The sequence below is a fragment of the Yinghuangia aomiensis genome, from assembly GCF_039542225.1.
GTDB lineage: Bacteria > Actinomycetota > Actinomycetes > Streptomycetales > Streptomycetaceae > Yinghuangia > Yinghuangia aomiensis.
In genome coordinates this window covers 409,314-433,925 of the sequence record NZ_BAABHS010000002.1, presented here as the reverse complement: position 1 = coordinate 433,925, position 24,612 = coordinate 409,314, and the positions used below count along the sequence as shown (strand labels likewise).

Below are 24,612 nucleotides of genomic sequence, written 5' to 3'. Positions count from 1 at the left end.
CAAGTCCGCCCAGTCGTCGTCGAGTTTCACGTACAGTGCGATCGCGAGGGTGTCGAGGTCTGTCGTCACAAACGGATCCTGGACACCCTCGCTCCATGCCCGCAGGCATTCGGAAAGACTCGTCTAGAGGCAGGCCCGGCGGTTCGCCTCGGGATCCGTTGTGCAGCCCGTGAGGAACGTCGCTCCGGCGGCGTTCCCGACGTGTCGGGCACGCGTGATAGACAACATGACGTGTCCGACACCTCCGCTTCCGCCCGCATCCCGGCCACCGCGCGCCGGGTGGGCCGCCGTTCCGGCCGGAAGCGCGCGGACGTACTCGCCCACGTGTGCCTGGTGGTCGGCGAACGCGGCGCCGACGCCACCCGGTTCGCCGATGTCGCGGAAGCCTCCGGGGTGCCGGTCAGCACCCTCCAGTACTACTTCGGCACGCTCGACGACATGCTCATCGCCGCGTTCCGGCACGCCGCGCTGCGGGACGTGGCCGCGGTCCGCGCCGCCCTCGCCCCGCTCGCCGACCCGTGGGAGCGGTTGTCCACGGCCTGCGCGTTCGCGCTCGGCTTCTGCGAGGCGGCCGCGCCCTACTCGTGGCACCTGCGCGTGGAAGCGTGGCGCTGGGCGCAGCGCGACCCGGTGTGGCGCGCCGAAGTCCTCGCGGACGCCGCGGACTGGCGCAAGATCATCGCCGAGACGGTCGCCGAAGGCGTCGCCGCGGGCCGGTTCCGGGCCGACGCCGACCCCGACCAGGTCGCGCTGCAGGCCCTTGCGATGTCCGGCGGCATCGGCCTGGCGGCCGCGCTGCCGGACCCGGCGGTCACCGCGGAACGCGCGCACCGGCTGCTCGTCGACATGCTCGCGCGGCTGCTGGGGCCGACGAGAGCCCCCGCCGAGCCGGATTCCTGACCCTGCGGTACGCCGCGTGCCCCGATCGGATCAAATCGCGGGATTGTGCCCCACCCGAGGGGCGTTGCTGCCGGACACTGGGCGGTGTGCTTGTCGAAGTCCTCACCGACCCCGGATCGTCCGCCCCTGCCGCACTCGTCGGCGAACCGCGCGCCGCGGAGCGGGTGTTCGCGCTCGCCGGGCCGGAGGCCGCGGTGCTGGCCGCGGCCGGCGCGGCGTACCGGGCCGACGGTACGGGCTGCGGGCACGGCAGCGGCTGGTTCCTGCGCCGCCTCGCCGCGCACCTGCTGACCCGGATCGTCGACCGTCCCGAACGGCCGCTCCGCGACTGCCTCGCCGACGCGGTCGCGGAGACCGCCGCTCTGCACGGCGGCCGTTGCGACTTGGCCCGGCACGGCGCCCCCACCGCATCGGTGACCGCGGTGCGGGTCGCCGACGGCCGCCTCGACCATCTCGTGCTGGGCACCGGCGCGGTCCTGGTGCGCCGCGGTGCCGCGGCGCACGCCGCCGCGGATCCGGCCGGGGAGAGGCATGCCGCGGGGGCCCGCCCGGCGGCGGCCGCGGCGGACGCGGTGTGCGGCAGCGCACCGCTGCCCGGCGTGCACACCATCGCGCTCCTGGACGGCGGCGCGGGTCCGCCGCCGGATCCGCCGACCGCGGTGCGGATCATGGAACAGGCCGGTGCACACGGGTTGTTGGCGCATATGCGGGCGGACGAAGCACGGCGGAACATGCCGCATGCGCCGTTCGGGGCGGTGCTGTTGCGACCGCGCTGACCCGGCAGGCGCTCGTGCGTCCGCGGCGGCGGGGGTGCCCGGGGCGTCCGGGCGGCTCAGCGGGCGACGAGGGCCGCGAACAGGTTCTCCGTCGCCCGCCCGACGCGCGGGTCCGCGTAGCGCGGGTCGCCGAGGGCCTGCGGCCAGCGGAACGTGCCCGCGGTGAACACCAGTCCGCCGGACGCCGCGCGGTACAGGCCGGTCTGCTGGCGTTGCGCGCCGCCGCGTGCGTCGCGGTACGGCGACCCGGCGAGGAACACTTCCTCGCCGCGCGGCCGGGCCGTCTCGTCGAACCGGCGGTCGGCTTCGCCCCACACCATCCCAGGGAGCGCGTCGCCGTCCCGCACCCCGGTGCCGGACCAGAACCAGTGCCCGGACTCCCGCACACCCATCGGGTATTCGCCCTTGACGACGCTCACGTACTGCACGCCCAGCAGCTCCTGTTCGGGCCGGTGCAGGTCGCGCCACTTGACGGTCGGCCCGGGATCGGCGCGGTCGTGCGACGACGAGGCGTCCTTGTTGCAGCGCATGAGCCGGTCGGGCGTGCCGTCGGCGCCGGGCAGCATGCGCACGTGCCAGTACACGTTGTTGGCGGTGAGGAAGGCGAGCCCGACCCCGGCCTCCGAGGCGGCTTCGACGCGGGCCCGCATCTCCTGTGACCAGTACTCGTCGTGGCCGGGGAAGACGACCGCCTTGTAGCGCCGCAGGTCGACGCGGCCGGCGTGCAGGTCGGCGCTGGTGGCGTACGCCAGGTCGTAGCCGCGGGCCTCGGCCCAGCGGACGAACGCGTGGTCGAGTTCGAACAGTTGCGGGAGTCCGGCGCCCGCGTACGGGCGGTCGAAGGACACCACGCGGGCCTTCAGCTTGGCCGCGGACGTGCGCGTCGCCGGGTCCTGGCCGTAGTACAGGCTGCGGCCCGTGGCGCCGTCCACCGGGTACTCGTTGTACGCCTGGTAGGTCGTCGTCGGCAGCACGACCAGGTAGTCCGCGGCCCGCGGCAGGTCGGTGACCACGAACGGCACCGCGGTGCGTACATCGTCGGCGTCGGCGAGGACGGCCGTGTAGAGGCCGGGCAGCCAGTCCTCCGGCACGTCGGTCTGCCAGGTGTCGGACCACGCGCAGGTCACCGTTCCGGAAGACCGGTCGAGGTGCGCCGGTGCCTGGCGGGTGCCGGGGATGCCGTCGGCGCGGTACACCAGCCGTCCGCCGGTGCCGCCGTAGTCGCCGAGCCGGTAGATCTCCGCGGCGAACGGCCGGGCCTGGGAGGTGGACACCTTGAGGCGCAGACGGCCGCCGACCGGCACCGCGCTGTCGGCGGCGTACACCTTGATGCGGGGGTCGGTGTCCGACGTCGTGCGCGGGCCGAGGCGCCAACCGGCGCTTCCGGTACGGGCGTTCTCCGCGGCCACGAGCCCCGGCCGGGCGGGCAGCAGCAGCTTGGGCGCCCGGTCGGGCAGCACCGCCGCGCGCGCCGACGCGGCGTGCGGACGCGCCCCGCCGCCGACGAGCAGCAGACCGGCCCCCGCCGCGGCCCCGAGCACGGCACGACGGCTCGGCGGCGACAGCGGGGGCAACTGCGGCAACTGAGGCAACGGGGCCATGGCACGACAGTAGGCGCCGGTTGCGGTCCGGGCGGCCCGGGAGCGCGGTGGAGGGCCGCGGAACACCCGGACGGGTGAAGCGCGGTGCCCGTCAGCCCCGCCGGTGCAGCGTCGCCAGCTCCAGCTCGCCGAAGCCCATCCGCGTCTCGTCGATCGATTCCACCGACCGGCTCTGCCCCACCAGGAGTTTCGGGTACACCGGCGGCATCATCACCGCGTCGCGCACCAGGATCTCGTCGGCCAGCGCGCACAGCTTCTCGCGGCGGCTCGCGTCGCCGGCGGCCCACGCGTCGGCGAGCAGCTTGTCGAGGCCGGGGTTGCGGTAGCCGGTGTTGTCCGGGTGGTCGGACGCCGCGGGCGCGAGGACGTCGTAGGCGGTGATGCCCACCGCATACGCGGGCCGCCGGACGGACAGCGCGAAGTCGAAGTCGCCGGCGGCGCGGCGGTGTCGCCACGTCGCGTCGTCGACGACGTCCACGGCGGGTTCGAACCCGGCCTTCACCCAGCCGGCGGCGAGCGCGGTCGCGACCGCGCGCACCTCCTCGGTCGCCAGCACGGTGAACCGCACCGGCCCGGTGGTGCCCGCTTCGGCGAGCAGCGCGCGGACCCGGTCGGCGTCCACCCGCTCGCCGTAGGGCCGCGGTCCGGCGGGCGCGCTCGGCGACGCGGTGGGTGTCGCGGTCGGCGACGGGGACTCGCCCCAGCCCTCGGTCGCGGGACCGATCGGCCCCTGCCCGAGGACGGCGAAGCCCAGGTAGACGCTGTCCCGCACGGTCTTGCGGTCCATGCCGGCCGCGAGGGCCCGCCGGATCGCCACGTTGTCGAACGGGGCGCGCCGCAGGTTCAGTGCGGTGGCCAGGTCCACCGGCGCGGACACCGTGTGGGCTTGCAGCGACGACGTCTTGCGCAGCACCTTCGTCTGCGCGGGCGTCGGCCGCGGGTCGACGAGGATCGCGCCGCTCTTGAGCTGCGCCGCTGCCGCGTCGGCCGCGGCGACGCGGAACTCGATCGCGTCGTACGGCGCCCGGTCGCCCCGGTAAGCGTCGTTCCGGCGCAGCAGCACCGACTGCCCCGGCACGATCCGCTCGGCGCGGAACGGCCCCGTCCCGACCAGCGCCTGCGGGTCGGCGAGCGACGCCTGGTGCGGGATCGGCAGGCGGGCGAGGAGCGGGCGCAGGACGCCGAACGGGCGCGGCAGGTCGAGCCGTACCGTGCCCGCGTCGACGACCGTGACGGTGCCGAGCCGCCCGGCCAGGTAGGGCGCCCACTCCCCCGCCGTCGCCGGGTCGTTCACGTGCCGGAGGCAGGCCGCGACGTGTTCCGCGTCGAACGGCGTCCCGTCGGCGAACCGCACCCCGTCGCGCAGCGCGAGCGTCCAGGCGAGGCCGTCGCCGGACACCGCCGGGTCCGCGGCGGCGAGGACCGGTTCGAGGGTCGTGTCGTCGCGGTACCGGTAGAGCGTCTCCACGACCGGGTCGGCGATCCAGCGGGTTTCCTCGGAGACGCCCTGCGTCGGGTTCAGCAGCGCCGGGTAGCCGGGCAGGCCCACCGTCAGCGTGCCTCCGGTGCGCAGCGCGGGCGCGTCCGAGCAGCCGGTGAGCAGTCCGCCCGCGGCCGCCGCGAGCCCGGCTCCCGCGCCGAGGGCGAGGAAGCGTCGTCGGCCGAGATCCATCGAGGTCCTTCCGTCCGGCAGAGTGCCGTCAGACGGTAAACACGATCTTCCCGAACTGGTCACCCTGCGCGAGCCGCGCGAAGCCTTCGCGCGCTTTGTCGAGCGGGAGAACGGTATCGATGACGGGCCGGATCCCGCTGTTGACGCACAGGTTCAGCAGCCCGGCGAGTTCGTCCTTGTCGCCCATCGTCGAGCCGACGATGCGCATTTCCTGGAAGAAGATCCGGGTGAGTTCCGCGGACGACGGGTTCGGGCCGCTGGTCGCGCCGGAGATGACGACGCTGCCGCCGGGCTTGAGGCTGCGCACGGAGTGGCTCCAGGTGGCCGCGCCGACGGTCTCCATGACCGTGTCGACGCGTTCCGGCAGCCGCTCGCCGGACGCGAACGCCCGGTCGGCGCCCAGGGCGACCGCTCGCGCGCCCTTGGCCTCGTCGCGGCTGGTCACCCACACGCGGTATCCGGCCGCCTTGCCGAGCACCACCAGCGCGGTCGCGACGCCGCCGCCCGCGCCCTGCACGAGGACCGTGCCGCCGGGCCGCACACCGGAGTTGGTGAACAGCATCCGGTAGGCGGTCAGCCATGCCGTCGGCAGGCAACTGGCCTCTTCGAAGGACAGCTCCTTCGGCTTGGGCAGCAGGTTCCAGCGCGGCACGGCGACCTTGGCGGCGAAGGTGCCGTTGTACTTCTCGGTGAGGATCGACCGCGGTTCGTCGGTGCCGAGGCCGCCGACGACCGAGTGGATGACGACCTCGTTGCCGTCCTCGTCGATGCCCGCGCCGTCGCAGCCGAGGATCATCGGCAGCTGCTTGTCGGTGATGCCGACGCCCTTGAGCGTCCACAGGTCGTGGTGGTTGAGGCTCGCGGCCTTGACCGTGACGGTCGTCCAGCCGGGCGGCAGCGGCCGCTCGGTGCCGGGCTCGGGGCGCTCGCCCAGCTCCAGGCCGGACAGCGGGTCTTCGGGGCTGATGCGTACGGCGCTCACGGCAAACATGGCAGCGACCTTATGCGACGGGGGTACGGGAGGGCGGCGCGGCGGGGGTCTCGTCCCGGTGCCGCGCGCGGGGCCGGACGACCGTCGGCGGGCGGCCGCGTGGTGCGGCCGCCCGCCGAGGGGTGTCCTGCCTGGGGCCGGGGCGGCGCGAAGTGGCACGTGTCCACTCCGCGCGCCGCGGCGCGGTCGCCGGACGAACGCTCGTCCGGCCGCCGGGGTCAGATCCGGGCCACGCCGTCGCGGCGCGCCGCCTCGGCGACGGCGAGCGTCACCGCGGGGGCGACGCGCTCGTCGAACGGGCTCGGGATGACCTTGTCCGCGGACAGCTCGTCGGCGACGACCGCCGCGAGCGCGTCGGCCGCGGCGACCTTCATGCCTTCGGTGACGCGGGTCGCGCGCACCGACAGCGCACCGGCGAACACGCCCGGGAACGCCAGCACGTTGTTGATCTGGTTCGGGTAGTCGCTGCGCCCGGTCGCCACGACCGCGGCGTACTTCTGCGCGACCTCCGGCATGATCTCCGGGTCCGGGTTGGCCATCGCGAAGATGATCGCGTTCGGCGCCATCGTCGCGACGACGTCCTCGGGGACCTTGCCGGCCGAGACGCCGAGGAACACGTCGGCGCCCTCCAACGCGACCTCGATGCCGCCCTGCAGCTTGGCCTTGTTGGTCAGCTCGGCGATCAGGCGCTTGATCGACGTCAGGTCCTCGCGGCCCTCGTGCACGATGCCGCGCGAGTCGACCACGCACAGGTCGCCGATGCCGGCCTCCAGCAGGATCTTCGCGATCGCGACGCCGGCCGCGCCCGCGCCGGAGATGACGGCGCGCAGGTCCTTCAGCTCGCGGCCGGTCACCGTGGCGGCGTTGCGCAGCGCGGCGAGCGCGACGATCGCGGTGCCGTGCTGGTCGTCGTGGAAGACCGGAATGTCCAGGCGCTCCTGCAGCCGACGCTCGACCTCGAAGCAGCGCGGCGCGGAGATGTCCTCCAAGTTGATGCCGCCGAACGACGGGGCGAGGCGCACCACGGTCTCGACGATCTCGTCGACGTCCGTGCAGTCGAGCGCGATCGGCACCGCGTCCACGCCGCCGAACTGCTTGAACAGCAGCGCCTTGCCCTCCATGACCGGGAGGGACGCCTTCGGGCCGATGTCGCCCAGGCCGAGGACCGCGGTGCCGTCGGTGACGACGGCGACGGTGTTGGCGACCCAGGTGTAGTCGTTGACCAGCTCGGGGTTCTCCGCGATGGCCGTGCAGACGCGGGCCACGCCCGGCGTGTAGGCGAGGGACAGGTCGTCCTTGTTGCGCACCGGCACCGTCGACCGGACTTCGAGCTTGCCGCCCCGGTGCAGGGCGAACGCCGGGTCCAGGTCGTCCTGGGACGTGTTCTCGGTGGGGATGATCTCCGCTGCCACAGTGACCCCTTTGTCAACTTTGGATGAGTGGTGCAGCTCCTCGGCGATGCGGGCCACCACCGGGGGGTACGGCCCGGGAAATGGCCGCACGGAGCACGGCTGGATGCTGCCTGCCATCGACGGCGCCGGCGCTGCTGTCCGCGCTCACGATCCGACGAGGGTACGGGGGTCACCCGTGATATCCAGCTTTCCACAACCCCCGAACGGCGAAGCGTCGGGGCGATGACGCTGCCCTGAAGACGGTAGTGACCGTTGGTGAACGCGCACCGCCCTGTGGGGGCAAACGGTACTGCGACGGACAGTAGGCTTGCTGTAACCACCGCCACACCCCGGAGCACTTGGAGCGGACCGCCGTGGAACTCTCCGCGTACGCCGACTACGCGGTCCGGCTGGTCAACACCGAGGCCCCCGGCCGCGGCACCGACGAGCTGCGGACCACCGCCGACGTCGCCCGGTTGCTCGCCGCCGTCGGACGCCCCGCGGCACGCGTCGCCGAATCCGACGTCCCGCGGCTGCGCGCCGTGCGCGCCCGGCTCCGCTCGGTGTTCGCCGACGCGGCGGAGGGCCGCCCGGAGGAGGCGGTGGCGACGCTCAACGGTGTGCTCGCCGAGTTCCCCGTGCACCCGCGCGTGACCGGGCACGACGGGCGGCCGTGGCACATCCACCTCGCCGACGACCAGGCCGGGACCGCGGAGTCGTACGCGGCCGTGGCCGGCATGGGCCTCGCCGTCCAGCTCACCTCGCTCGGCCCGGAACGCCTCGGGCTCTGCGACGCTCCCCCGTGCCGGAACGTCTTCGTCGACGCGTCCGCGAACCGCTCCCGGCGCTACTGCTCGGAACGCTGCGCCACCCGTGCGAACGTGGCGGTGTACCGGGCGCGGCGGAAGGCACGGTCGGCGGACTGACCGGGTATGTCCGCCTTTTCCGGCCATTTCACCTGAACGGCCTATGTACCGGGGGTTACTCGAACGGGTTCTCGGCGCCGACCCGTTCCCATTTCCCCCCGGTCCGGCGCACGCGCAGCACGCGCCCGAGCACCAAGTCCTCGGGCACCGGCCCGAACTCGCGGCTGTCCGTACTGCGGTACGGATTGTCGCCGAGCACCCACCAACCGCCCGGCCGCCGCTCGCAAACCCGCTTGACCATCGTCACCTCGGGCCGGTCGGGGCGGCGGACCAGCACCACGTCACCCGGACGGACGGCGGCGCGATAGCGGACCACGGCGCGGTCGCCGTCCCGCAGGTTGGGCAGCATCGACCCCCCGGTGACGACGACGAACCCCCAGGGCAGCCACGCCCGGTGCGCTCCACGTGCCCGCGCCACCGCACCTCCCGACCTGACGCTCCGCCAACCACCCGGGGAACACGCCGCGTTCCCCGCCCGGGGCGGCCGGAAAATCCCGCGCTCCCCAGAGTAGGGTCCCCTGTGGGAAGACGATCACAGAAAGGACACACATGTTCTCTCGTCTGTTCGCGAGCACGGTGACCGCCGAGGCGCACTGCGACCTGCCGTGCGGCGTCTACGACCCGGCGCAGGCGCGCATCGAGGCCGAGTCGGTCAAAGCGATCCAGGAGAAGTACCAGGGCAACGAGGACCCGGCCTTCCGCGCCCGCGCCATCGAGATCAAGGAGCAGCGCTCCGAGCTGGTCAAGCACCACCTGTCGGTGCTGTGGAGCGACTACTTCAAGGCCCCGCACTTCGAGGCCTACCCGAACCTCCACACCCTCTTCAACGACGCCGTCAAGGCCGCCGGCGCCGGCGGCACCAAGGGCTCGAACGACCCGGCCACCGGCCAGGCCCTCCTCGACCTGATCGCCCAGATCGACGCGATCTTCTGGGAGACGAAGAAGGCTGCTGCCTGATCCGACGCCAGGGCCTTTCCGGCCCCGGGCTCGCATCGTCGCCCGCACCCGACCCCGTGCGACACCAAGCCTTCGGCGTGGTGGGGGCCGGGTGCGGTCGGTCTTCCGGCTCATCGGCGCGAAACGGTCTGCGGGGTCCGGGAATCCGGTGGCCTCGTGGCGGCGCCCGCCCTACGCTCGCCGCGTGCAGGGGCACCAGATACTCGGTTTCGTCGCCTCCGTGACGCCGCTGACGCTGATCCCCGGGACCAGCTTCACGCTCGTCACCCAGAAGGTGATCGCCGGTTCGCGGCGCGACGGTGTCCTCGTCGCGTTCGGCACCACGTGCGGCCTGCTCGTGCATGCCACGTTCGCCGCGGTCGGCCTGTCGGCACTGGTCATGGCATCCGCCGAGGCTTTGACCGTGGTGAAGATCCTCGGAGCCGCGTACCTGGTCTGGCTGGGCATCGCCACTTGGCGGTCGACCCGGGCCACCCCCGCACCCGCGAACCGTCGGCACTGGCGCGTGCCGTGGACCGGGCTGGGAGGGTTCGGCCAGGGACTCTGGTCCAACGCCCTGAACCCCAAGGCGGCGTCCGTCTACCTCACCCTGGTCCCCCAGTTCCTGACCGCCGACCGCGCCGTCGCACCCCAGATCGCGGCCCTGGCCGTCGCGCACGTCCTGGTGGTCCTTGCCTGGCTCCTGTTCTGGACCTCGGTGGTCGCGGCCACACGTCACGTCGTCGAGGCACCGCGATTCCGCCGCTGGATCAGCCGGGCAAGCGGAACCGTGTTGATCGGCCTCGGCCTTCGCACGGCTGTCGAGTAGTCGCCGCAGCGCCGACGCTCCCCCGGCCACGGCCTCCGGCACCGCGTACACCGCAACGCCGTACGGTCAGGACTCCTCCGCCGCCCCCGCAAGGTGTGCGTTCACTCGCCCCAGCAGGGCGAACAGTTGCGTGCGTTCCGCGGCGTCGAGCGGGGACATGATGTGCTCGTTGACGCCGTCGAGGACGCCGTCGAGTTCGGCGAGGCGGCGTCGGCCGTCGTCGGTGAGGGTGACGACGTTGCGGCGCCTGTCCTCCGGGTCCGGGGCACGGAGGACCCAGCCGCGCTCGGCGAGTTCGTTGAGGACCGCGACGAGGTCGCTCTTGTAGATCTGCGTACGGCCCGCCAGGACCGCCTGGCTCGCCGGCCCGGACTCGGCCAGCACCGCCAGCACCACGAAGTCGTCTTTGCGTGCCCCCACCGCGCGGAGCGCGTCGCCCGCGACGCGGCGGGTCTGGGCGGCCGTCTTGCCCACCAGGCGCGAGAACTGGCCCTTGAGCCGCTCGGGGGTCGCTTCGCCGTGGTCGAAGCGCAGGTCGTCGTCGGTCTCCATGCGCACAGCCTAGGACTCTTGCGTTAGTAGCACTAACGACCTATATTCGTTCACAACATGAACGTTAGTAGTTCTAACGAATAGGGAGCCCGTCATGACCAGCACCTCGGAAACCCTGCTCCGCACCCTCGCCGACCGTGCCGAACTCGCCGACCTGGTCGCCCGCCACAGCCTGTGGATCGACGAACGCCGCTACGACGAGACCGGCCGGCTGTTCACCGAGGACGTGGTCGTGACGTCCCCGCGCGGCCACGCCCACGGCATCGACGCCCTCGTCGAACTCGTCCGCAAGGGCCACGACACGTACACCGGGACCCTGCACAACAAGTCCAACCTCGTCGTCGACATCGACGGCGACACCGCCACCGTGCGGGCCCACGACATCGCCGTCTTCACCCTCGACGACAAGACGGAGGCCATCGCGGCCGGCAGCCACCACTACCGCGCGCGCCGAACCGAGGACGGCTGGCGCTTCGACCGCCTCGACGTCAAACCGCTTGCCCTCACCGAAGCCCTCGGCCGCGCCGTCTAGGCCGAGCCGCGCGACTGGACCGAGCCGCGACGCACACCCGGCCCGCCCGACACCCACCGTCCGCAGAGACCACCCAGGAGACACCGATGACCACCACCGCCCCCACCGCCGACGCCCGCGCCCTCGCCCTGGCCCACTACGCCGCCCGCGGAGTCCTGGAGCACGTCCTGGCCCGCCACGGCATCACCTTCCAGCAGCAGATCACCCTGCGCGACGCCGTCGCCGCCCCCACCCCGCGCACACCGGACGAACTCGTCGCGCAAGTCTGCGGCTCGCTCAAGGCCGACCCCGCCGCCATCCACGCCACGCTCGGCGAACTGCTGGCCGAGGGCCTGCTCGTCGAGAGCGGCGCGCACGTCGTCCCCACGGACGCCGGCCGCAAGCTGATCGCCGCGGCCGCAGCGGAGACCGCACCCGTCTCCGCCCGCATCTGGGGCGACATCCCCGCCGACGACCTCGCCGCCGTCGGCCGTGTCCTCGCCCTGGTCAACCAGCGCGCGAACGCCGAACTCGCCGCACTGAACGCCTGAACGCCCCGCCCACCGGACCACCGGACCGCATCCGGCATCCGTTCAACCCACGAAGCACCGGCACCGGCACCACCGCGGCGCGCTCGCCCCACCCGGCGAGCGCGCCGCACCAACCCCCGGAAGCGCCCGGCCCTACCGGACCGTCGCGTCCGCGACCAACCCCCGTACGTACGCCACCGCTTCCCCCACCGCCACCGACGTGCTCCCGCCCGTCTCCCGCACCGTCACCTCGACCTGACCCTCCGCCAACCCGCGCGGCCCCACCGTGATCCGGTACGGGATGCCCACCAGTTCGATGTCCCGGAACTTCACCCCGGGCCGTTCGTCCCGGTCGTCCAGCACCACGTCGACCCGCTGCGCGCGCAGCCCGTCGTACAGCGACCCGACGACCGCCGCGACCGCCTCGTTCGCGCCCCCGATCGGCACGATCGCCACCTCGAACGGCGCCACCGCCACCGGCCACACGATCCCCGCGTCGTCGTGGTGGGCCTCCACGACCGCCGCCATCGCCCGCTCCACGCCGATGCCGTAGCAGCCCATGACCGGTGTGACGCGGGAGCCGTCCGGGCCGAGCACGGTCACGCCGAGGGCCTCGGTGTACTTGGTGCCGAGCTGGAAGATGTGGCCGACCTCGACCGTGCGGACGACCGCCAGAGCCGCCCCGCACACCACGCACGGCTCCCCAACGGCCACCTCGCGCAGATCCGCCCACTGCCCCACGGCCAGGTCGCGGCCGACGTCCACGCCGCGCAGGTGCACGCCGTCCTTGTTCGCCCCCGTGGTCATCGCCCGGCGCCCGCGCAGCGCTTCGTCGGCGATCACCGGCAGGTGCGCGACGCCGACCGCGCCGAGGCTGCCCGGAGAGGCGCCGAGCGCATCGCGGATCTCGTCGGGCCGCGCCGGGCGCAGCGTGCGGGCCGCCATGGTGTCCAGCAGCTTCTGTTCGACGAGGCCGTGGTCGCCGCGCATCAGCACCAGCGTGAGGCGGCCGTCGAGGACGTAGACCAGCGTCTTGATCTGCCGGTCCGCCGGTACACCGTGGCGCGCTGCCAGTTCGTCGATGGTCTTGGCATCCGGCGTGTCGAAGGGTTCCGGCAGCGCCGAAGACGCCGCGTCCTCCACCGCCGCCACCACCGACGTCGCCTTCTCGATGTTGGCCGCGTAGCCGCATGCGCAGTGCGCGACCAGGTCCTCCCCCGCCTCCGTCGGCGACATGAACTCGATCGAGGTACTGCCGCCCATGCTTCCGCTCGACGCCTGCACCGGGATCGCCGGAATGCCCAGGCGCCGGAAGATCCTCGTGTACGCGCCGTGGTTCCGTTCGAACGACCGGTCGAGCCCCGCCTGGTCGAGGTCGAAGCTGTAGGCGTCCTTCATGGTGAATTCGCGGACCCGCATCAGCCCGCTCTTCGGCCGCGGCTCGTCCCGGAACTTGGTCTGGAACTGGTACCAGGTCTGGGGCAGTTGCTTGTACGAGGCAAGCTCCAGCGCCGCCGTCGCGACGATCTCCTCGTGCGTCATGCCCAGCGCGAGGTCGGCGCCCTTGCGGTCCTTGAGGCGGAACATCTCCTCCCCCATGGCTTCCCACCGGCCGGTCTTCTGCCACACCTCCGCCGGGTGCATGGCGGGCAACAGCCACTCCTGGGCACCGATGCGGTCCATCTCCTCGCGGACGATGCCGACGACCTTCGCCCGCACGCGGACGGCGAGCGGCAGCAGCGAGTAGTGCCCGGCCATCAGCTGGCGCACGAAGCCGCCGCGGACCAGCAGGCGGTGGCTGGCGGCGTCGGCGTCCGCCGGGTCGTCCCGGAGCGTGGGCACGTAGAGATCCGACCAGCGCATGGGCCAACGACCTTCGTCTCGTGGGGTGTGCGGGAGCCACGGCGCGCGGGAACCGGGGATCCGCCGGCCGCGATCCGCGCAGTCTAGTGCGGCACCACCGCCGAATCGTCCGTATTTCCGAAGCCGTCGCGACGCCCCCGGACGGCGCCCCGCCGCACACGCCACCGCCCCCACGCCCCCCTCAGGCCCCCTTCAGCGCACCACCAGCCCGAACAGCGCCTCCCGCAGATCCTCCCGACGCCCGTCGAACAGTTCCTGGTGGCCGATGTCGACCACCATCGCCACGACCATGTGCGCCACCGGGTCCGGCGGGTCCCACCCCAGTTCGGCGATCTCCGGCCGGAGCCGTTCCGCCGCGCGGGTGCTGTGGACACGTGTCTCGTCACTCAGGTCCGGATCGGTCCGCGCCTGCGTCAGCAGGCCCCGGGTCCCCGTCATGGCCAGGCTCGCGTCGAGATACGCGGTGATCCCGGCCACGAACCGGTCGCGCCCCGGCACCAGCCCGTCGACCGCCGCCTGGACGCGTTCCTCCAGGCCCCCGTGGTACCGGCGGTGCAGCTCGACCAGATAGGTGCGGCGGTCCTTGAAGTGCGTGTAGAAGTTCCCCTTCGCCATGCCCGCCGCCGCCACGACGGCGTTCACCGACATCCGCGACAGCCCGCGCGCGTCCGCGACTTCGAGTCCCGCGCGGAGCAGCGCCTCACGCCCGGGTCCGGCTGGTCGCGCCATCCATCACCTCTTTTCTGGCGGCCGATCGCCCGTTGCACATCGACAGTCGACCCCCCGCAACCGGGCCTTGTGACCGACCGCCCGGTCGAGAACGGTGGCGGCCGCGGCGCTCCCACGCCGCGGTCCCCGAAACGGGGGAATCCACTTGCGATCATTAGCACGAACCCGCTTGCCATCCCAGGCGAAACATGCTTTCTACCGCGGGAACGTTCCTTCGCCTGAGATCGGCGCCCGCACAACCAGCACCCCCGACCCACCCCCCACGGAACCCCGCAGCCCACCTCGGGCCCGCTCGCCCCCGACCCCTGAAACCCGCTCACGCGCGCGCTCGCGCGTTGCCCGCAAGCTCCGCAGCCACCCCCGATTCCCTCCATCCGGCGATCTTTCCCGCAACATCCTTGACATCGGGCCCCGTTGGCTGGTTTCTCTCAGGTGGGGGACTTTCACCCGTTCGGGTCTACCGCGATGCAGAGACCCGGGAAACCGGTACACTGTGTACTCGCCAAATCACATGCGGTGACGTACTGTCGTACGCGTAGGCGATACGACGAAAGGCTTGCGGGCCGGGACGGGATGCCAGCGGAGATCACGATCCAGCTCCCTGGGAGAGTGGTGGCGGAGACGGGTCGGGGGTCCGCGCGGTAGCGTCAACGGGGTCCCCCGTCATCGGTCGTGGTCACAGCCGTGATCACCTACGCAGCACCTTGGAGGTGAGGGTGTCCCAGCGATCCGCACACACGGCGGACGAAGCCGGCGCCGGCCAGCAGGACTTCGTCGAGGTCCGGTTGCCCGCCGCGGGGGCGTACCTCTCGGTTCTTCGTACCGCGACGGCCGGCCTTGCCGCCCGCCTGGACTTCACCCTGGACGAGATCGAGGATCTCCGCATCGCGGTCGACGAGGCCTGCGCGATGCTGCTGGGACAAGCCGTCCCGGGGAGCGTCCTGTCCTGCGTGTTCCACCTGGTGGGCGACGCCCTGGAGATCACGGTGTCCGCGCCGACGACCGACGGGCACACCCCCGCCCGGGACACGTTCGCGTGGACCGTCCTGTCCGCGCTCGCGGGCGAGGTCGACGCCACCGTGGACGAGAACGACGTCGTCAGCATCAGCCTCCACAAGAAGCGCGGTGGCGGGCCGGGGGCGCCGTGAGCACCGAGCGCGCGAGTGACCCCCGGGGCGGATCCGCTCCGGAGGACGGGGCCCGGGAGGCCGACATGGTCAGTGACACGCGGGTGACCGCGGCCGAGGCCGCGGCGCCGGAGGAAACGCACGAGACCGACCCGCTCCACCCGGCCGACAGCGTCCCCGAAGGCGCCTCGGCAGGCGCTGCAGAGGCCGACGCGCACGGCACCGCGGACCCGGACAACGGCAATACCGGCGATACCGGCAACGCCGACCAGGCCGCCGACCACAAGGACGACGGCACGGCGGCGTTGGGCACGCCCGGTCGGCGTCGGCCGGGCGGCGGCCACTCGCAGCACGAGCGCGAACTCGCCAAGGGCATGTTCGCGCAACTCGCCAAGCTGCCCCCGGACGACCCCGACCGCCGGGTGATCCGGGACCGCCTGGTGGAGATGCACCTGCCCTTGGTCGAGCACCTGGCGCGCCGGTTCCGCAACCGCGGCGAGCCTCTCGACGACCTGGTGCAGGTCGCCACCATCGGACTGATCAAGTCCGTCGACCGGTTCGACCCGGACCGCGGCGTGGAGTTCTCCACCTACGCGACCCCCACGATCGTCGGCGAGATCAAGCGGCACTTCCGCGACAAGGGCTGGGCGGTCCGCGTGCCGCGCCGCCTCCAGGAGCTGCGGCTGTCGCTGACCGCCGCGACCGCGGAGCTGTCGCAGCGCAACGGCCGGTCGCCGACGGTCGCCGAACTCGCCGGGCACCTGGGCATCTCCGAAGAGGAGGTGCTCGAAGGCCTGGAGTCCGCGAACGCGTACAGCACGCTCTCGCTGGACGTGCCGGACACCGACGACGAGTCGCCCGCGGTCGCCGACACACTCGGCTCGGAAGACGAGGCGCTGGAAGGCGTCGAGTACCGCGAGTCGCTCAAGCCGCTGCTGGAGCAGCTGCCGCCTCGCGAGAAGCGCATCCTGCTGCTGCGGTTCTTCGGCAACATGACGCAGTCGCAGATCGCGCAGGAGGTCGGCATCTCGCAGATGCACGTCTCCCGGCTGCTTGCGCGCACCCTCGCGCAGCTGCGCGAACGCCTGCTGGTCGAGGAGTAGCCGCCGGGGGCACGACGCCCCCGGGGAACGACAACGCGGTCCGGGATCACCCGGACCGCGTTTCTGTATGCCTGTGTGTCTGTGCGCCTGCGTGCCTGAGTGCCGGTGTGTCCGCGCTTCCGGCCTCCCGCCCGGCGCCCCGCGCGGGCTCAGCCGTCGGTCGGCGCCCGGCGCTCGTCGTGCAGCTTCTCCAGGGCCTGGTAGAGGCTCGGCCGGACCAGGATCCCGATCGCCCCGACGCCGACCGCGGCGATGACCGCGCCGACCGCCCAGCGTCCGCTGCCGCTGATCATCCAGTAGCCGATGCCGAGCACGATGAGGTTGATGGTGATCGCCGGCGACCGGCTCCACCGCCGCCCGCGCACCATGCCGACCACAGTCGCGAGCATGCCCAGCCCCAGGACCAGCAGGTACGCGCCTTCGCTGATGCCCTTGTCGCGGTGCACCGGATGCCCGAACACGCTGGCCAGCAGCAGATACAGGGCGAAACCGAGACCGATCACGGTCTCCAGCGCGACGATTCCGGTCGCCACTCGGAAGCTCGCGGGCAGTGACCGGAGGGGGGACCGGGAGGCGGGGGCGGCTTCAGTCATCACCCCACGAGGGTAGACGGACGCGCGGCGGGGTCCGCACTCGCGCCCGCCCAGGCCGGAAGCAGGCCGGAAGCAAGACGGAGGAGGGCCGGAACAGGGCCGGCACCGGGCCGCCGCCGGGCGGGGCAGCGAAGTTACTCTGTCGTACATGCGTGCCCTCCTCGTCGTGAACCCGAAGGCCACGACCACCAGTGAACGGATGCGGGACGTCCTGGCGCACGCACTGGCGAGCGACCTCAAGCTCGACGTCGCCACCACCGGGCACCGGGGCCACGCCGCGGAACTCGCCCGCGCGGCCGCCCGCGAGAACGTCGACCTGGTGATCGCGCTCGGCGGCGACGGCACGGTCAACGAGGTCGCAAACGGGATACTCGCCGACGGCCCCTCCCCTGACCTGCCCGCGGTCGCGGTCGTCCCCGGCGGCAGCACCAACGTGTTCGCCCGCGCTTTGGGGATGCCGAACGACCCGGTCGAGGCGACCGGCGTCCTCTTGGACGCGCTGCGCAGCGGCCGCAGCCGGCGCATCGGCCTGGGCATGGCGGACGACCGCTGGTTCCTGTTCTGCGCGGGTCTCGGCTTCGACGCCGACGTCGTGGCACGGGTCGAACGGCGCCGCGCGGAAGGCCGGAAGTCCACGCACGGGTTGTATGTACGGTCCGCGATGCGCAGGTTTTACCGAAGTGGTGGCACGAGGCGGTCCGGTCCCCTCACACTGGAGGAACCGGGCCGCGAGCCGGTCGGGGGCCTGTGTCTCGGCATTGTGCAGAACACCAGCCCCTGGACATTCCTCGGCGACCGTCCGGTGCACGCGTGTCCCGACGCGTCGTTCGACACGGGTCTCGACCTCTTCGGTCTGACCAAGATGACGACGCTCCCCACTTTGCGGCACCTGCGCCGCATGCTGGCTTCGTCGGGAGACGCACCCGGGCGTGCGCCGCAAGGACGTCACGTAGTGTCACTGCACGACTGCGCAACGTTCACTCTTGGGGCTGACGAGGCGGTGTCGCTTCAAGTCGACGGCGACCACCTGGGGCAACATCGCAGTGTCACCTTCCGGGGCGTTCCTCATGCACTGCGTGTGATTGTGTGAGTGAAAGGACCATTCGGCCTTTCAGTCGAATGCAGAACGCCCTTCATCCCTTGGAAGTAGGGGTGTGACCTACCCGACACCGACGAATCAAAAAATCCTTCGCAAGAGGGGTTGTGTCCGCGCCCCAGGTTTGTCAGGCTCTACGTGGCGGCAGGACAAGCCCGAAAAGCAGATCCTCTCCGCCCGACTCCACCACCAAACCCGAGGGACCGACATTGTCGGCCCTTACGTTGTTGGGGGATTCGTGAAAGCGTTCACATTCACAAGCCGAAACTTGGCGAGGCCACAAGCTTCGCCCGTTGACGAGGAGTTGGACCGCATGGACTGGCGCCACCGTGCCGCCTGCCGTGACGAAGACCCGGAGCTGTTCTTCCCGATCGGTAACACCGGTCCGGCGCTGCTGCAGATCGAGGAGGCGAAGGCCGTGTGCCGTCGCTGCCCCGAGATGGAAGCGTGCCTCCAGTGGGCCCTCGAGTCCGGTCAGGACGCGGGCGTCTGGGGTGGGATGAGCGAAGACGAGCGCCGCGCGCTCAAGCGCCGTGCCGCGCGCAACCGCGCACGCGCCTCTGCCTGATCCCCTGCATTCCGGATCTCCACGGCACCAACACTGATTTTCGGCAACGCCCCGGCGCCGGTCCCCAGGACCGCGGCCCGGGGCGTTGCCGTTTCCGGCGGCCGGCTTCGGCCGGTCCCGGTGCGTTTCCGGCGGCCGGCCGTTTTCCGCGGCGCGGCCTGGCCCCGGTCAGCCGCGGGCGCGCTGCCGGACCGGGAAGTCCAGGGTGACGACCGTGCCGCCGGTCTCCCGGGACGTCATGTCGAAGCGGCCGCCGAGTTCGCTGCCCACCAGGGTGCGGACGATCTGCAGGCCGAGGTTGCCGGACACCTGCGGGTCGAAGTCGTCCGGCAGGCCCGAGCCGTCGTCGGCGACGGTGATGATCAGCCGCTCGTTCTCCCGCTTCGCGGTGATCTCCAGGCTTCCCGAGTGCGTGTCGAAGGCGTGCTCCAGGGCGTTCTGCAGCAGTTCGGTGAGCACCATCGCCAGCGGGGTGGCGGTCTCCGCGATGAGTTCGCCGAAGCTGCCGTGCCGCGCGGTGCGGACCCGGACCGCCGACGCGGCGACCTCGGTCACCATGCTGAGCACGCGGTCCGCGATCTCGTCGAAGTCGACCCGCTCGTCCAAGGTCTGCGACAGGGTCTCGTGCACGATCGCGATCGAGCCCACGCGCCGGACCGCTTCCTCCAGGGCGGCCCTGGCCTGCGGCGCGTCCATGCGGCGGGCTTGCAGGCGGAGCAGGGCGGCGACTGTCTGGAGGTTGTTCTTCACCCGGTGGTGGATCTCCCGGATGGTCGCGTCCTTCGTGATGAGTTCGCGTTCCCGGCGGCGGAGTTCGGTCACGTCGCGGAGCAGCACGATCGCGCCGATGCGGGCGCCGCGCGGCTTGAGCGGGATCGCACGGAGCTGCACGACGCCGGCGCTGGTCTCGATCTCGGTCTCGCGGGGCGCCCAGCCGCTGGCGGCCGCGGAGATCGCCTCGTCGACGGCGCCTTCCGCAGGGGCGAGTTCCGCGGTGGTGCGGCCGAGGTGGCAGCCGACCAGGTCGCTGGTCAGGCCGATGCGGTGGTATGCGGACAGCGCGTTGGGGCTCGCGTAGAGCACGAAGCCTTCGGCGTCGAGGCGGATGAGGCCGTCTCCGACGCGCGGGGAGGCGTCCATGTCGACCTGCTCGCCCTTGTAGGGGAAGAAGCCCGAGGCGATCATTTGCGCCAGGTCGGCGGCGCTCTGCAGGTACGTGAGTTCGAGCCGGCTCGGGGTGCGCGCGGTGAGCAGGTTGGTGTTGCGGGCGATCACGCCGATGACGCGGCCGTCGCGGCGGACGGGGATCGCCTCGACCCGCACCGGGACGTCGTCGCGCCACTCGGGGTCGCCTTCGCGGACGATGCGGCCTTCGTCGCAGGCGACGTCCAGCATCGGGCGCTCGCCGCGGGACACGAAGTCGCCGACCAGGTCGTCCTGGTGCGAGGTCGCCCCGGTATTGGGACGCATCTGGGCAACCGCGACATAGCGGCCGTCGCTGGTCGGCACCCACAGCACCAGGTCGGCGAACGACAGGTCGGCCAGCAGCTGCCATTCGGAGACCAGCAGGTGCAGCCATTCGAGGTCGTCCGGCGGGAGGTCGCCGTAGTTGCGGACGAGGTTGTTCAGGGAGCGCACGTGCCGAGCGTAACTCCGGCGTTCCGTCCGACCTCTGTCAGGATGCCCGTAACGCCCGGCGGCGGCCGGGCGGCACCGGGACCGCCGCGTGCGGCCCGGATCACCGTTCGGAGGTCGACGTGTCCGAGAACCATCCCCCGGCCGGCGCGGACGCGCCCGCGCGGTCCGGCGGCCACCCCCTGGACTGGCTGGACGCCAATGAGAAGGAGCGCGTCGCGGCGGGCCTGCGGCGCCGCGTGCGGCCGCGTCCGGCGGACGAGCCGGGAGTCCTCGACCTGGCCGGAAACGACTACCTGGGGCTGGCCCGGCATCCGCGTGTGCTGGCCGCGTCCGCCGCCGCGGTGGCCGCGTGGGGCGCGGGCTCGACCGGGTCGCGGCTGGTGACCGGGTCGACGGACCTGCACGCCGAGCTGGAGACCGAGCTGGCCGCGCACTCGGGCGCCGAGGCGTCGCTGGTGTTCTCCTCCGGCTACCTCGCGAACATCGCCGCGATCACGTCCCTGGTCGGCCGTGGCGACCTGGTCGTGTCGGACGCGGTCAACCACGCGTCGATCGTCGACGCGTGCCGCCTGTCGCGCGCCCGCGTGGCCGTCACCCCGCACTGCGACGTCGACGCGGTCGCCGCGGTGCTCGCGGACCGGGCCGAGGAACGGGCCCTGGTGGTCGTGGACGCGGTTTTCTCGGTGGACGGGGACCTCGCCCCTCTGGCCGAGCTGGCGGCCGTCGTACGGCGCTACAACGCCGTCCTGCTCGTCGACGAGGCGCACGGCCTCGGCGTGGTCGGCGCGGGCGGCCGCGGTGCGGTGCACGAGGCCGGCCTGGCGTACGCCGACGACGTGCTGCGCACGGTCACCCTGTCGAAGTCGATGGGCTCGCAGGGCGGCGCGGTCGTCGGCCCGCAACGTGTCGTCGACCACTTGGTCGACACCGCGCGGCCGTTCATTTTCGACACGGCCTTGGCCCCGGTGTCCGCGGCGGCGGCGCTGGAGAGCCTGCGGATCCTGCGCGAGCAGCCGGAGCTGGCCGACGGCGTGCGGCGGCGTGCGCTGGAGCTGGCCGAGGGCGCCCGTGCGCTGGGGCTGAACGCCACGACACCGTCGGGCGCCGTGGCATCCGTGCTGGTGGGCGAGCCGGACGCGGCGTTCGCGGCGGCCGCGCGGTGCGCCGACGCGGGTGTGCGGGTGGGCTGCTTCCGTCCGCCGTCGGTGCCGGACGGCATCTCCCGGCTGCGGCTGGCGGCCCGTGCGGACCTGACCGACGCCGAGGTGGCGCGGGCGCTGGACGTGCTCGCGAAGGCGGTGTGAGCGGGCGGCGCAAAAGGGGGCAAGTGGAGCGACCGAGACGGTCTTCCGGGCAACGCGCGCGATTGGTCTAGACATCTGAGATTGGTCTGAACCACAATGGTCCGCGTTGCTCTGATCCAGGAGGCTCTACCCCGGCGGACGTCGCACCCGCCGGGGTAGAGGACCGTTGAGGGAAGGACCGCGCGTGGGCACCATCTCGGCACCTCGGGTGCTCGTCGGCGGCCGCCTTTCCGGGCCCGCCGCCGTCGTCGTCGAGGACGGCCGGATCGTCCGCGTCGACGAGACCGTTCCCCCGCCGGGCCCCGACCACCTCGCACTCCCCCACGGCATCCTGACTCCCGGCCTCGTCGACCTGCAGGTCAACGGGGCTTTCGGCGCCGACTTCGTGGCCGCGTCCCCGGACGAGTGGCGCACCGTCGCGGAACGCCTCGCGTCCACCGGCGTCACGGCGTTCCTGCCCACCTTCATCACCGGCGACCTCGACACCCTGGTCGACGCGCTGACCAGGGCGCACGCCACCCGGGCGGCGTTGGCGGCGCAACGCGCCGCCCGGGTGCTCGGCGTCCACCTGGAAGGGCCGTTCCTGTCCCCGGCCAAGGCCGGCACCCACCCGAAGGAGTACCTGCGCGAGCCCGAGCCCGCGCTGGTCTCCCGGCTGCTCGACCGGGACGAGGTGCGCGACGTCCTCGCGCTCGTGACCCTCGCCCCGGAACTGCCCGGCGGCCTCGACGCGGTACGCCGCTTCACCGCGGCCGGCATCAAGGTCTCCCTCGGGCACAGCAACGCGACCGCCGCCGAGATCGGCCAGGCCGCGGACGCGGGCGCCACGCTCGTGACCCACCTGTTCAACGCGATGCGCGGCCTCGGCCACCGCGAACCCGGCGTGGTCGGCGCGGCCCTCACCGACGAACGGCTCACCCCCGGCCTGATCGCCGACCTGCACCACGTCGTGCCCGCGGTGTGCTCGCTGGTGATGCGCATCGCCGGCTCGCGCACCGCGCTGGTCACCGATGCGATGGCCGCCGCGGGCATGCCGCCCGGGCGCTACCGGCTCGGCGACGTGGACGTCACGCTCACCGAGGGCGACGTGCCGCGCAACCCGGACGGCACGATCGCGGGCTCGGCACTCACCCTCGACCAGGCGGTGCGCAACCTCGCCGGCCTCGGCCACGACCTCGCCGGGGTCGTCGGCTCGGCGTCGACGGTCCCGGCTGATGCGCTGGGCCGCGAGGACCTGGGGCGCATCGCGCCGGGCGCGTGGGCCGACCTGGTGTGGTGGGACGACGACTTGACGGTGCGAAGGACGTGGGTCGGCGGGGAGACGGCCTACGAGGCCGACCAGGCATGACGGAGGCCTGGCGCAGCCAGGCCGACTGGACGTGGTGGCGGCCGCAGCCGCACTGAAGGCCGCCACCACTTTCGTTCCGCACGCGCGGCTGCCACCGCAGCGGAACGGAACGCACGACGGGCGCCGGACCACCCCCGCGGTCCGGCGCCCGCTTGCGTGCCGCCGCGCCTGGCATGGCCGGATGTCCACGACGCCGCCCTCAGGTGGAATTCCGCCCGCTCACGAACGCCGACGAGGACGAGTTCTGCCGGGCAACAAGGCGTCGTCGGCCTTGGCGCAACGCCTGGGCTTCCGATACGAGGGCCTGTCGCACGACTACCTGTTCATCGACGACGCCTGGCGCGACCACGAACGCCGGTCCCTCACCGCGCCCGCCCCGTGGACACCCGCCCCATCCCTACCCGAGGTCCAGGCCGTGTCCTAGGCCGTCCGGTCGGAACGGCTCCGGCCCGCCCCAGGGAGGCTGGGGCGGGCCGGAGCCGTCGTGCAGTCGTGGATGCGTCAGCGGGTCAGCGGGTCAGTGGATCAGCGGGTCAGTGCGTCTCCGTCACCTTCGCCAGCGCCCGCGGCGCGTCCGGGTCCAGGCCCCGCGCCATCGTCACCTCGTACGCCAGCAGCTGCAGCGGCAGGATCTCCAGGATCGGCTGCACTTCCTCCGCCACCCCCGACGGCAGGGCGAAGCCCGCGCTCGCGTGCGCCACCTGGTCGGCCTGCCCGACCACCATCAGGTCGGCGCCGCGGCCCCGCAGCCGTTCCAGCACCGGCTGGAGGGCCTCCCCCGCGCGCCCGTCCGGCACCACGGCGACCACCGGGCTGACGTTGTCCACCATCGCCAGCGGGCCGTGCAGCAGGTCGGCACCGGAGAACGGCTGCGCGGGAATGTAGCTGGTCTCCATGATCTTCAGCGCGGCTTCCCGCGCCGTCGGGTAGCCGTAGCCGCGCGACGTCAGGACCAGCCGCTGCGCGAACCGGTACCGCTGGGCGATCTCCGCGATCTCGGACTGCCGCGCGAGGATCCCCGCGGCGAGGTCCGGCAGGTCCGCCGCGGCCGCGCCGTCGCCGCCGCGCAGGCCCTCGACCAGCAGGTACAGCGCCAGCAGTTCGGCGGTGTACGTCTTCGTCGCCGGCAGCGCCTTCTCCGGGCCGGCCAGGACGTCGATGTGGAACTCGGACACCGCGGCCAGCGGCGACTCCGCGTTGTTGGTGACCGCGAGCGTGACCGCCCCGGCCTTGCGCGCGGCCTCGGTGGACGCCACCAGGTCGGGCGATCCGCCGGACTGGCTGACGGTGATCACCAGGCAGTCCGTCAGGTCCGGTTCCGCACCGTACGCGGTCGTCGTCGACATCGAGGTCAGCCCGGCGGGCTTGCCGAGCAGCACCTCGATCAGGTACTTCGCGTACAGGGCCGCGTTGTCGCTGGTCCCGCGCGCCGTGAGCAGCACGAAGCGCGGGTTGCGGGCGGCGATCTCCGCGGCGACCGCGCGGATGCGCGGCGCGCCCTCGGTCAGGATTCGGCGCAGTACCTGCGGCTGCTCGGCCATCTCGGCGGACATGATCCCGCCGCGCGGCGTTGCTGCATCGGTGCTGGTCGACATCGTCTGTGGTGCCTTCCGTCGGTGCTGCCGGAG

Annotated in this window: 25 protein-coding genes; 14 read left to right on the top strand and 11 right to left on the bottom strand. The window is 72.7% G+C overall.

All coding sequences use genetic code 11. The features are described 5' to 3' along the window. Positions 1-231 precede the first annotated feature (231 nt). Positions 232-900 carry a TetR/AcrR family transcriptional regulator gene (locus ABEA93_RS04385; protein ID WP_345673904.1) on the top strand — a complete coding sequence of 223 codons (669 nt, stop codon included), beginning with the start codon at positions 232-234 and terminating at the stop codon, positions 898-900. An 86-nt stretch (positions 901-986) separates the two neighbouring features. Beyond that, complete coding sequence (locus ABEA93_RS04380; RefSeq protein ID WP_345673903.1) at positions 987-1,676, top strand: hypothetical protein; 690 nt, start codon at positions 987-989, stop codon at positions 1,674-1,676. Positions 1,677-1,732: 56 nt separating this feature from the next. Here the strand turns inward: ABEA93_RS04380 and ABEA93_RS04375 are convergent, their stop codons facing one another. From ABEA93_RS04375 to ABEA93_RS04360, 4 genes are all read right to left on the bottom strand, one after another. Continuing rightward, entirely contained in the window at positions 1,733-3,277 is a 1,545-nt protein-coding gene (locus ABEA93_RS04375) for a N,N-dimethylformamidase beta subunit family domain-containing protein (protein WP_345673902.1), read from the bottom strand. A gap of 91 nt (positions 3,278-3,368) precedes the next feature. Beyond that, entirely contained in the window at positions 3,369-4,949 is a 1,581-nt protein-coding gene (locus tag ABEA93_RS04370) for an ABC transporter substrate-binding protein (protein ID WP_345673901.1), read from the bottom strand. A 28-nt stretch (positions 4,950-4,977) separates the two neighbouring features. Beyond that, positions 4,978-5,940, bottom strand: a complete 963-nt coding sequence (locus ABEA93_RS04365; RefSeq protein ID WP_345673900.1) for a zinc-binding dehydrogenase — start codon at positions 5,938-5,940, stop codon at positions 4,978-4,980. 218 nt (positions 5,941-6,158) lie between these two features. Further along, positions 6,159-7,352 carry an NAD(P)-dependent malic enzyme gene (locus tag ABEA93_RS04360; protein WP_345673899.1) on the bottom strand — a complete coding sequence of 398 codons (1,194 nt, stop codon included), beginning with the start codon at positions 7,350-7,352 and terminating at the stop codon, positions 6,159-6,161. Between the two features lie 353 nt (positions 7,353-7,705). Here ABEA93_RS04360 and ABEA93_RS04355 point away from each other — a divergent pair, with 353 nt between their 5' ends. Next, the gene (locus ABEA93_RS04355; RefSeq protein WP_345673898.1) at positions 7,706-8,257 is read left to right on the top strand and encodes a CGNR zinc finger domain-containing protein; all 552 of its coding nucleotides are present in this window, start codon (positions 7,706-7,708) and stop codon (positions 8,255-8,257) included. 55 nt (positions 8,258-8,312) lie between these two features. Here the strand turns inward: ABEA93_RS04355 and sodX are convergent, their stop codons facing one another. Further along, positions 8,313-8,675: a nickel-type superoxide dismutase maturation protease gene (sodX, locus tag ABEA93_RS04350; protein WP_345673897.1), complete on the bottom strand. Its 363-nt coding sequence runs from the start codon at positions 8,673-8,675 to the stop codon at positions 8,313-8,315. 131 nt (positions 8,676-8,806) lie between these two features. Here sodX and sodN point away from each other — a divergent pair, with 131 nt between their 5' ends. Together sodN and ABEA93_RS04340 are read left to right on the top strand one after the other, a co-directional pair. Next, complete coding sequence (gene sodN / locus ABEA93_RS04345) at positions 8,807-9,214, top strand: superoxide dismutase, Ni (protein ID WP_345673896.1); 408 nt, start codon at positions 8,807-8,809, stop codon at positions 9,212-9,214. Between the two features lie 184 nt (positions 9,215-9,398). Next, complete coding sequence (locus ABEA93_RS04340; RefSeq protein ID WP_345673895.1) at positions 9,399-10,022, top strand: LysE family translocator; 624 nt, start codon at positions 9,399-9,401, stop codon at positions 10,020-10,022. A 66-nt stretch (positions 10,023-10,088) separates the two neighbouring features. Here ABEA93_RS04340 and ABEA93_RS04335 read toward each other — a convergent pair whose 3' ends face one another. Continuing rightward, positions 10,089-10,574, bottom strand: a complete 486-nt coding sequence (locus tag ABEA93_RS04335) for a MarR family winged helix-turn-helix transcriptional regulator (RefSeq protein WP_345673894.1) — start codon at positions 10,572-10,574, stop codon at positions 10,089-10,091. A gap of 94 nt (positions 10,575-10,668) precedes the next feature. Here ABEA93_RS04335 and ABEA93_RS04330 point away from each other — a divergent pair, with 94 nt between their 5' ends. Further along, complete coding sequence (locus ABEA93_RS04330) at positions 10,669-11,106, top strand: nuclear transport factor 2 family protein (protein WP_345673893.1); 438 nt, start codon at positions 10,669-10,671, stop codon at positions 11,104-11,106. Between the two features lie 86 nt (positions 11,107-11,192). Further along, complete coding sequence (locus ABEA93_RS04325) at positions 11,193-11,636, top strand: MarR family transcriptional regulator (RefSeq protein WP_345673892.1); 444 nt, start codon at positions 11,193-11,195, stop codon at positions 11,634-11,636. Between the two features lie 132 nt (positions 11,637-11,768). Here ABEA93_RS04325 and ABEA93_RS04320 read toward each other — a convergent pair whose 3' ends face one another. After that, a complete protein-coding gene (locus tag ABEA93_RS04320) occupies positions 11,769-13,478 on the bottom strand; it encodes a proline--tRNA ligase (protein ID WP_345673891.1) in 1,710 nt (569 codons plus the stop codon). Between the two features lie 192 nt (positions 13,479-13,670). After that, a complete protein-coding gene (locus ABEA93_RS04315; RefSeq protein WP_345673890.1) occupies positions 13,671-14,207 on the bottom strand; it encodes a TetR/AcrR family transcriptional regulator in 537 nt (178 codons plus the stop codon). A 704-nt stretch (positions 14,208-14,911) separates the two neighbouring features. Here ABEA93_RS04315 and ABEA93_RS04310 point away from each other — a divergent pair. Further along, positions 14,912-15,355, top strand: coding sequence for an ATP-binding protein (locus ABEA93_RS04310; RefSeq protein WP_423533219.1), 444 nt, complete (start codon positions 14,912-14,914; stop codon positions 15,353-15,355). Positions 15,356-15,420: 65 nt separating this feature from the next. Next, positions 15,421-16,437, top strand: coding sequence for an RNA polymerase sigma factor SigF (locus ABEA93_RS04305; RefSeq protein ID WP_345673888.1), 1,017 nt, complete (start codon positions 15,421-15,423; stop codon positions 16,435-16,437). A gap of 149 nt (positions 16,438-16,586) precedes the next feature. Here ABEA93_RS04305 and ABEA93_RS04300 read toward each other — a convergent pair whose 3' ends face one another. Beyond that, positions 16,587-17,030, bottom strand: a complete 444-nt coding sequence (locus ABEA93_RS04300) for a hypothetical protein (protein ID WP_345673887.1) — start codon at positions 17,028-17,030, stop codon at positions 16,587-16,589. A 148-nt stretch (positions 17,031-17,178) separates the two neighbouring features. On the opposite strand from ABEA93_RS04300, the gene ABEA93_RS04295 reads away from it, so the two are divergent. Both ABEA93_RS04295 and ABEA93_RS04290 read left to right on the top strand, forming a co-directional pair. After that, complete coding sequence (locus ABEA93_RS04295) at positions 17,179-18,120, top strand: diacylglycerol/lipid kinase family protein (RefSeq protein ID WP_345673886.1); 942 nt, start codon at positions 17,179-17,181, stop codon at positions 18,118-18,120. 319 nt (positions 18,121-18,439) lie between these two features. Then, a complete protein-coding gene (locus tag ABEA93_RS04290) occupies positions 18,440-18,694 on the top strand; it encodes a WhiB family transcriptional regulator (RefSeq protein WP_231778498.1) in 255 nt (84 codons plus the stop codon). A gap of 168 nt (positions 18,695-18,862) precedes the next feature. On the opposite strand, the gene ABEA93_RS04285 is transcribed toward ABEA93_RS04290, so the two are convergent. After that, positions 18,863-20,323 carry a sensor histidine kinase gene (locus ABEA93_RS04285; protein ID WP_345673929.1) on the bottom strand — a complete coding sequence of 487 codons (1,461 nt, stop codon included), beginning with the start codon at positions 20,321-20,323 and terminating at the stop codon, positions 18,863-18,865. Positions 20,324-20,451: 128 nt separating this feature from the next. On the opposite strand from ABEA93_RS04285, the gene ABEA93_RS04280 reads away from it, so the two are divergent. The 3 genes from ABEA93_RS04280 (at position 20,452) to ABEA93_RS04270 (ending at position 23,408) form a co-directional block, all read left to right on the top strand. Next, the gene (locus tag ABEA93_RS04280) at positions 20,452-21,636 is read left to right on the top strand and encodes an 8-amino-7-oxononanoate synthase (protein WP_425584802.1); all 1,185 of its coding nucleotides are present in this window, start codon (positions 20,452-20,454) and stop codon (positions 21,634-21,636) included. 184 nt (positions 21,637-21,820) lie between these two features. After that, on the top strand, positions 21,821-22,984 hold the full coding sequence (gene nagA, locus ABEA93_RS04275; RefSeq protein WP_345673885.1) for an N-acetylglucosamine-6-phosphate deacetylase: 1,164 nt from the start codon (positions 21,821-21,823) through the stop codon (positions 22,982-22,984). Positions 22,985-23,255: 271 nt separating this feature from the next. Further along, positions 23,256-23,408, top strand: a complete 153-nt coding sequence (locus tag ABEA93_RS04270; RefSeq protein ID WP_425584801.1) for a hypothetical protein — start codon at positions 23,256-23,258, stop codon at positions 23,406-23,408. A gap of 109 nt (positions 23,409-23,517) precedes the next feature. Here the strand turns inward: ABEA93_RS04270 and ABEA93_RS04265 are convergent, their stop codons facing one another. Then, positions 23,518-24,579: an SIS domain-containing protein gene (locus ABEA93_RS04265; protein ID WP_345673884.1), complete on the bottom strand. Its 1,062-nt coding sequence runs from the start codon at positions 24,577-24,579 to the stop codon at positions 23,518-23,520. Positions 24,580-24,612: the final 33 nt, after the last annotated feature.

What these genes read in the sequence shown, in the direction of transcription:
- ABEA93_RS04375 (WP_345673902.1), bottom strand. Translation starts at nt 3,277, where the DNA reads ATGGCCCCGTTGCCTCAGTTGCCGCAGTTGCCCCCGCTGTCGCCGCCG.
- ABEA93_RS04370 (WP_345673901.1), bottom strand. Translation starts at nt 4,949, where the DNA reads ATGGATCTCGGCCGACGACGCTTCCTCGCCCTCGGCGCGGGAGCCGGG.
- ABEA93_RS04365 (WP_345673900.1), bottom strand. Translation starts at nt 5,940, where the DNA reads ATGTTTGCCGTGAGCGCCGTACGCATCAGCCCCGAAGACCCGCTGTCC.
- sodN (WP_345673896.1), top strand. Translation starts at nt 8,807, where the DNA reads ATGTTCTCTCGTCTGTTCGCGAGCACGGTGACCGCCGAGGCGCACTGC.
- ABEA93_RS04335 (WP_345673894.1), bottom strand. Translation starts at nt 10,574, where the DNA reads ATGGAGACCGACGACGACCTGCGCTTCGACCACGGCGAAGCGACCCCC.
- ABEA93_RS04330 (WP_345673893.1), top strand. Translation starts at nt 10,669, where the DNA reads ATGACCAGCACCTCGGAAACCCTGCTCCGCACCCTCGCCGACCGTGCC.
- ABEA93_RS04325 (WP_345673892.1), top strand. Translation starts at nt 11,193, where the DNA reads ATGACCACCACCGCCCCCACCGCCGACGCCCGCGCCCTCGCCCTGGCC.
- ABEA93_RS04320 (WP_345673891.1), bottom strand. Translation starts at nt 13,478, where the DNA reads ATGCGCTGGTCGGATCTCTACGTGCCCACGCTCCGGGACGACCCGGCG.
- ABEA93_RS04315 (WP_345673890.1), bottom strand. Translation starts at nt 14,207, where the DNA reads ATGGCGCGACCAGCCGGACCCGGGCGTGAGGCGCTGCTCCGCGCGGGA.
- ABEA93_RS04305 (WP_345673888.1), top strand. Translation starts at nt 15,421, where the DNA reads ATGGTCAGTGACACGCGGGTGACCGCGGCCGAGGCCGCGGCGCCGGAG.
- ABEA93_RS04300 (WP_345673887.1), bottom strand. Translation starts at nt 17,030, where the DNA reads ATGACTGAAGCCGCCCCCGCCTCCCGGTCCCCCCTCCGGTCACTGCCC.
- ABEA93_RS04295 (WP_345673886.1), top strand. Translation starts at nt 17,179, where the DNA reads ATGCGTGCCCTCCTCGTCGTGAACCCGAAGGCCACGACCACCAGTGAA.
- ABEA93_RS04290 (WP_231778498.1), top strand. Translation starts at nt 18,440, where the DNA reads ATGGACTGGCGCCACCGTGCCGCCTGCCGTGACGAAGACCCGGAGCTG.
- ABEA93_RS04265 (WP_345673884.1), bottom strand. Translation starts at nt 24,579, where the DNA reads ATGTCGACCAGCACCGATGCAGCAACGCCGCGCGGCGGGATCATGTCC.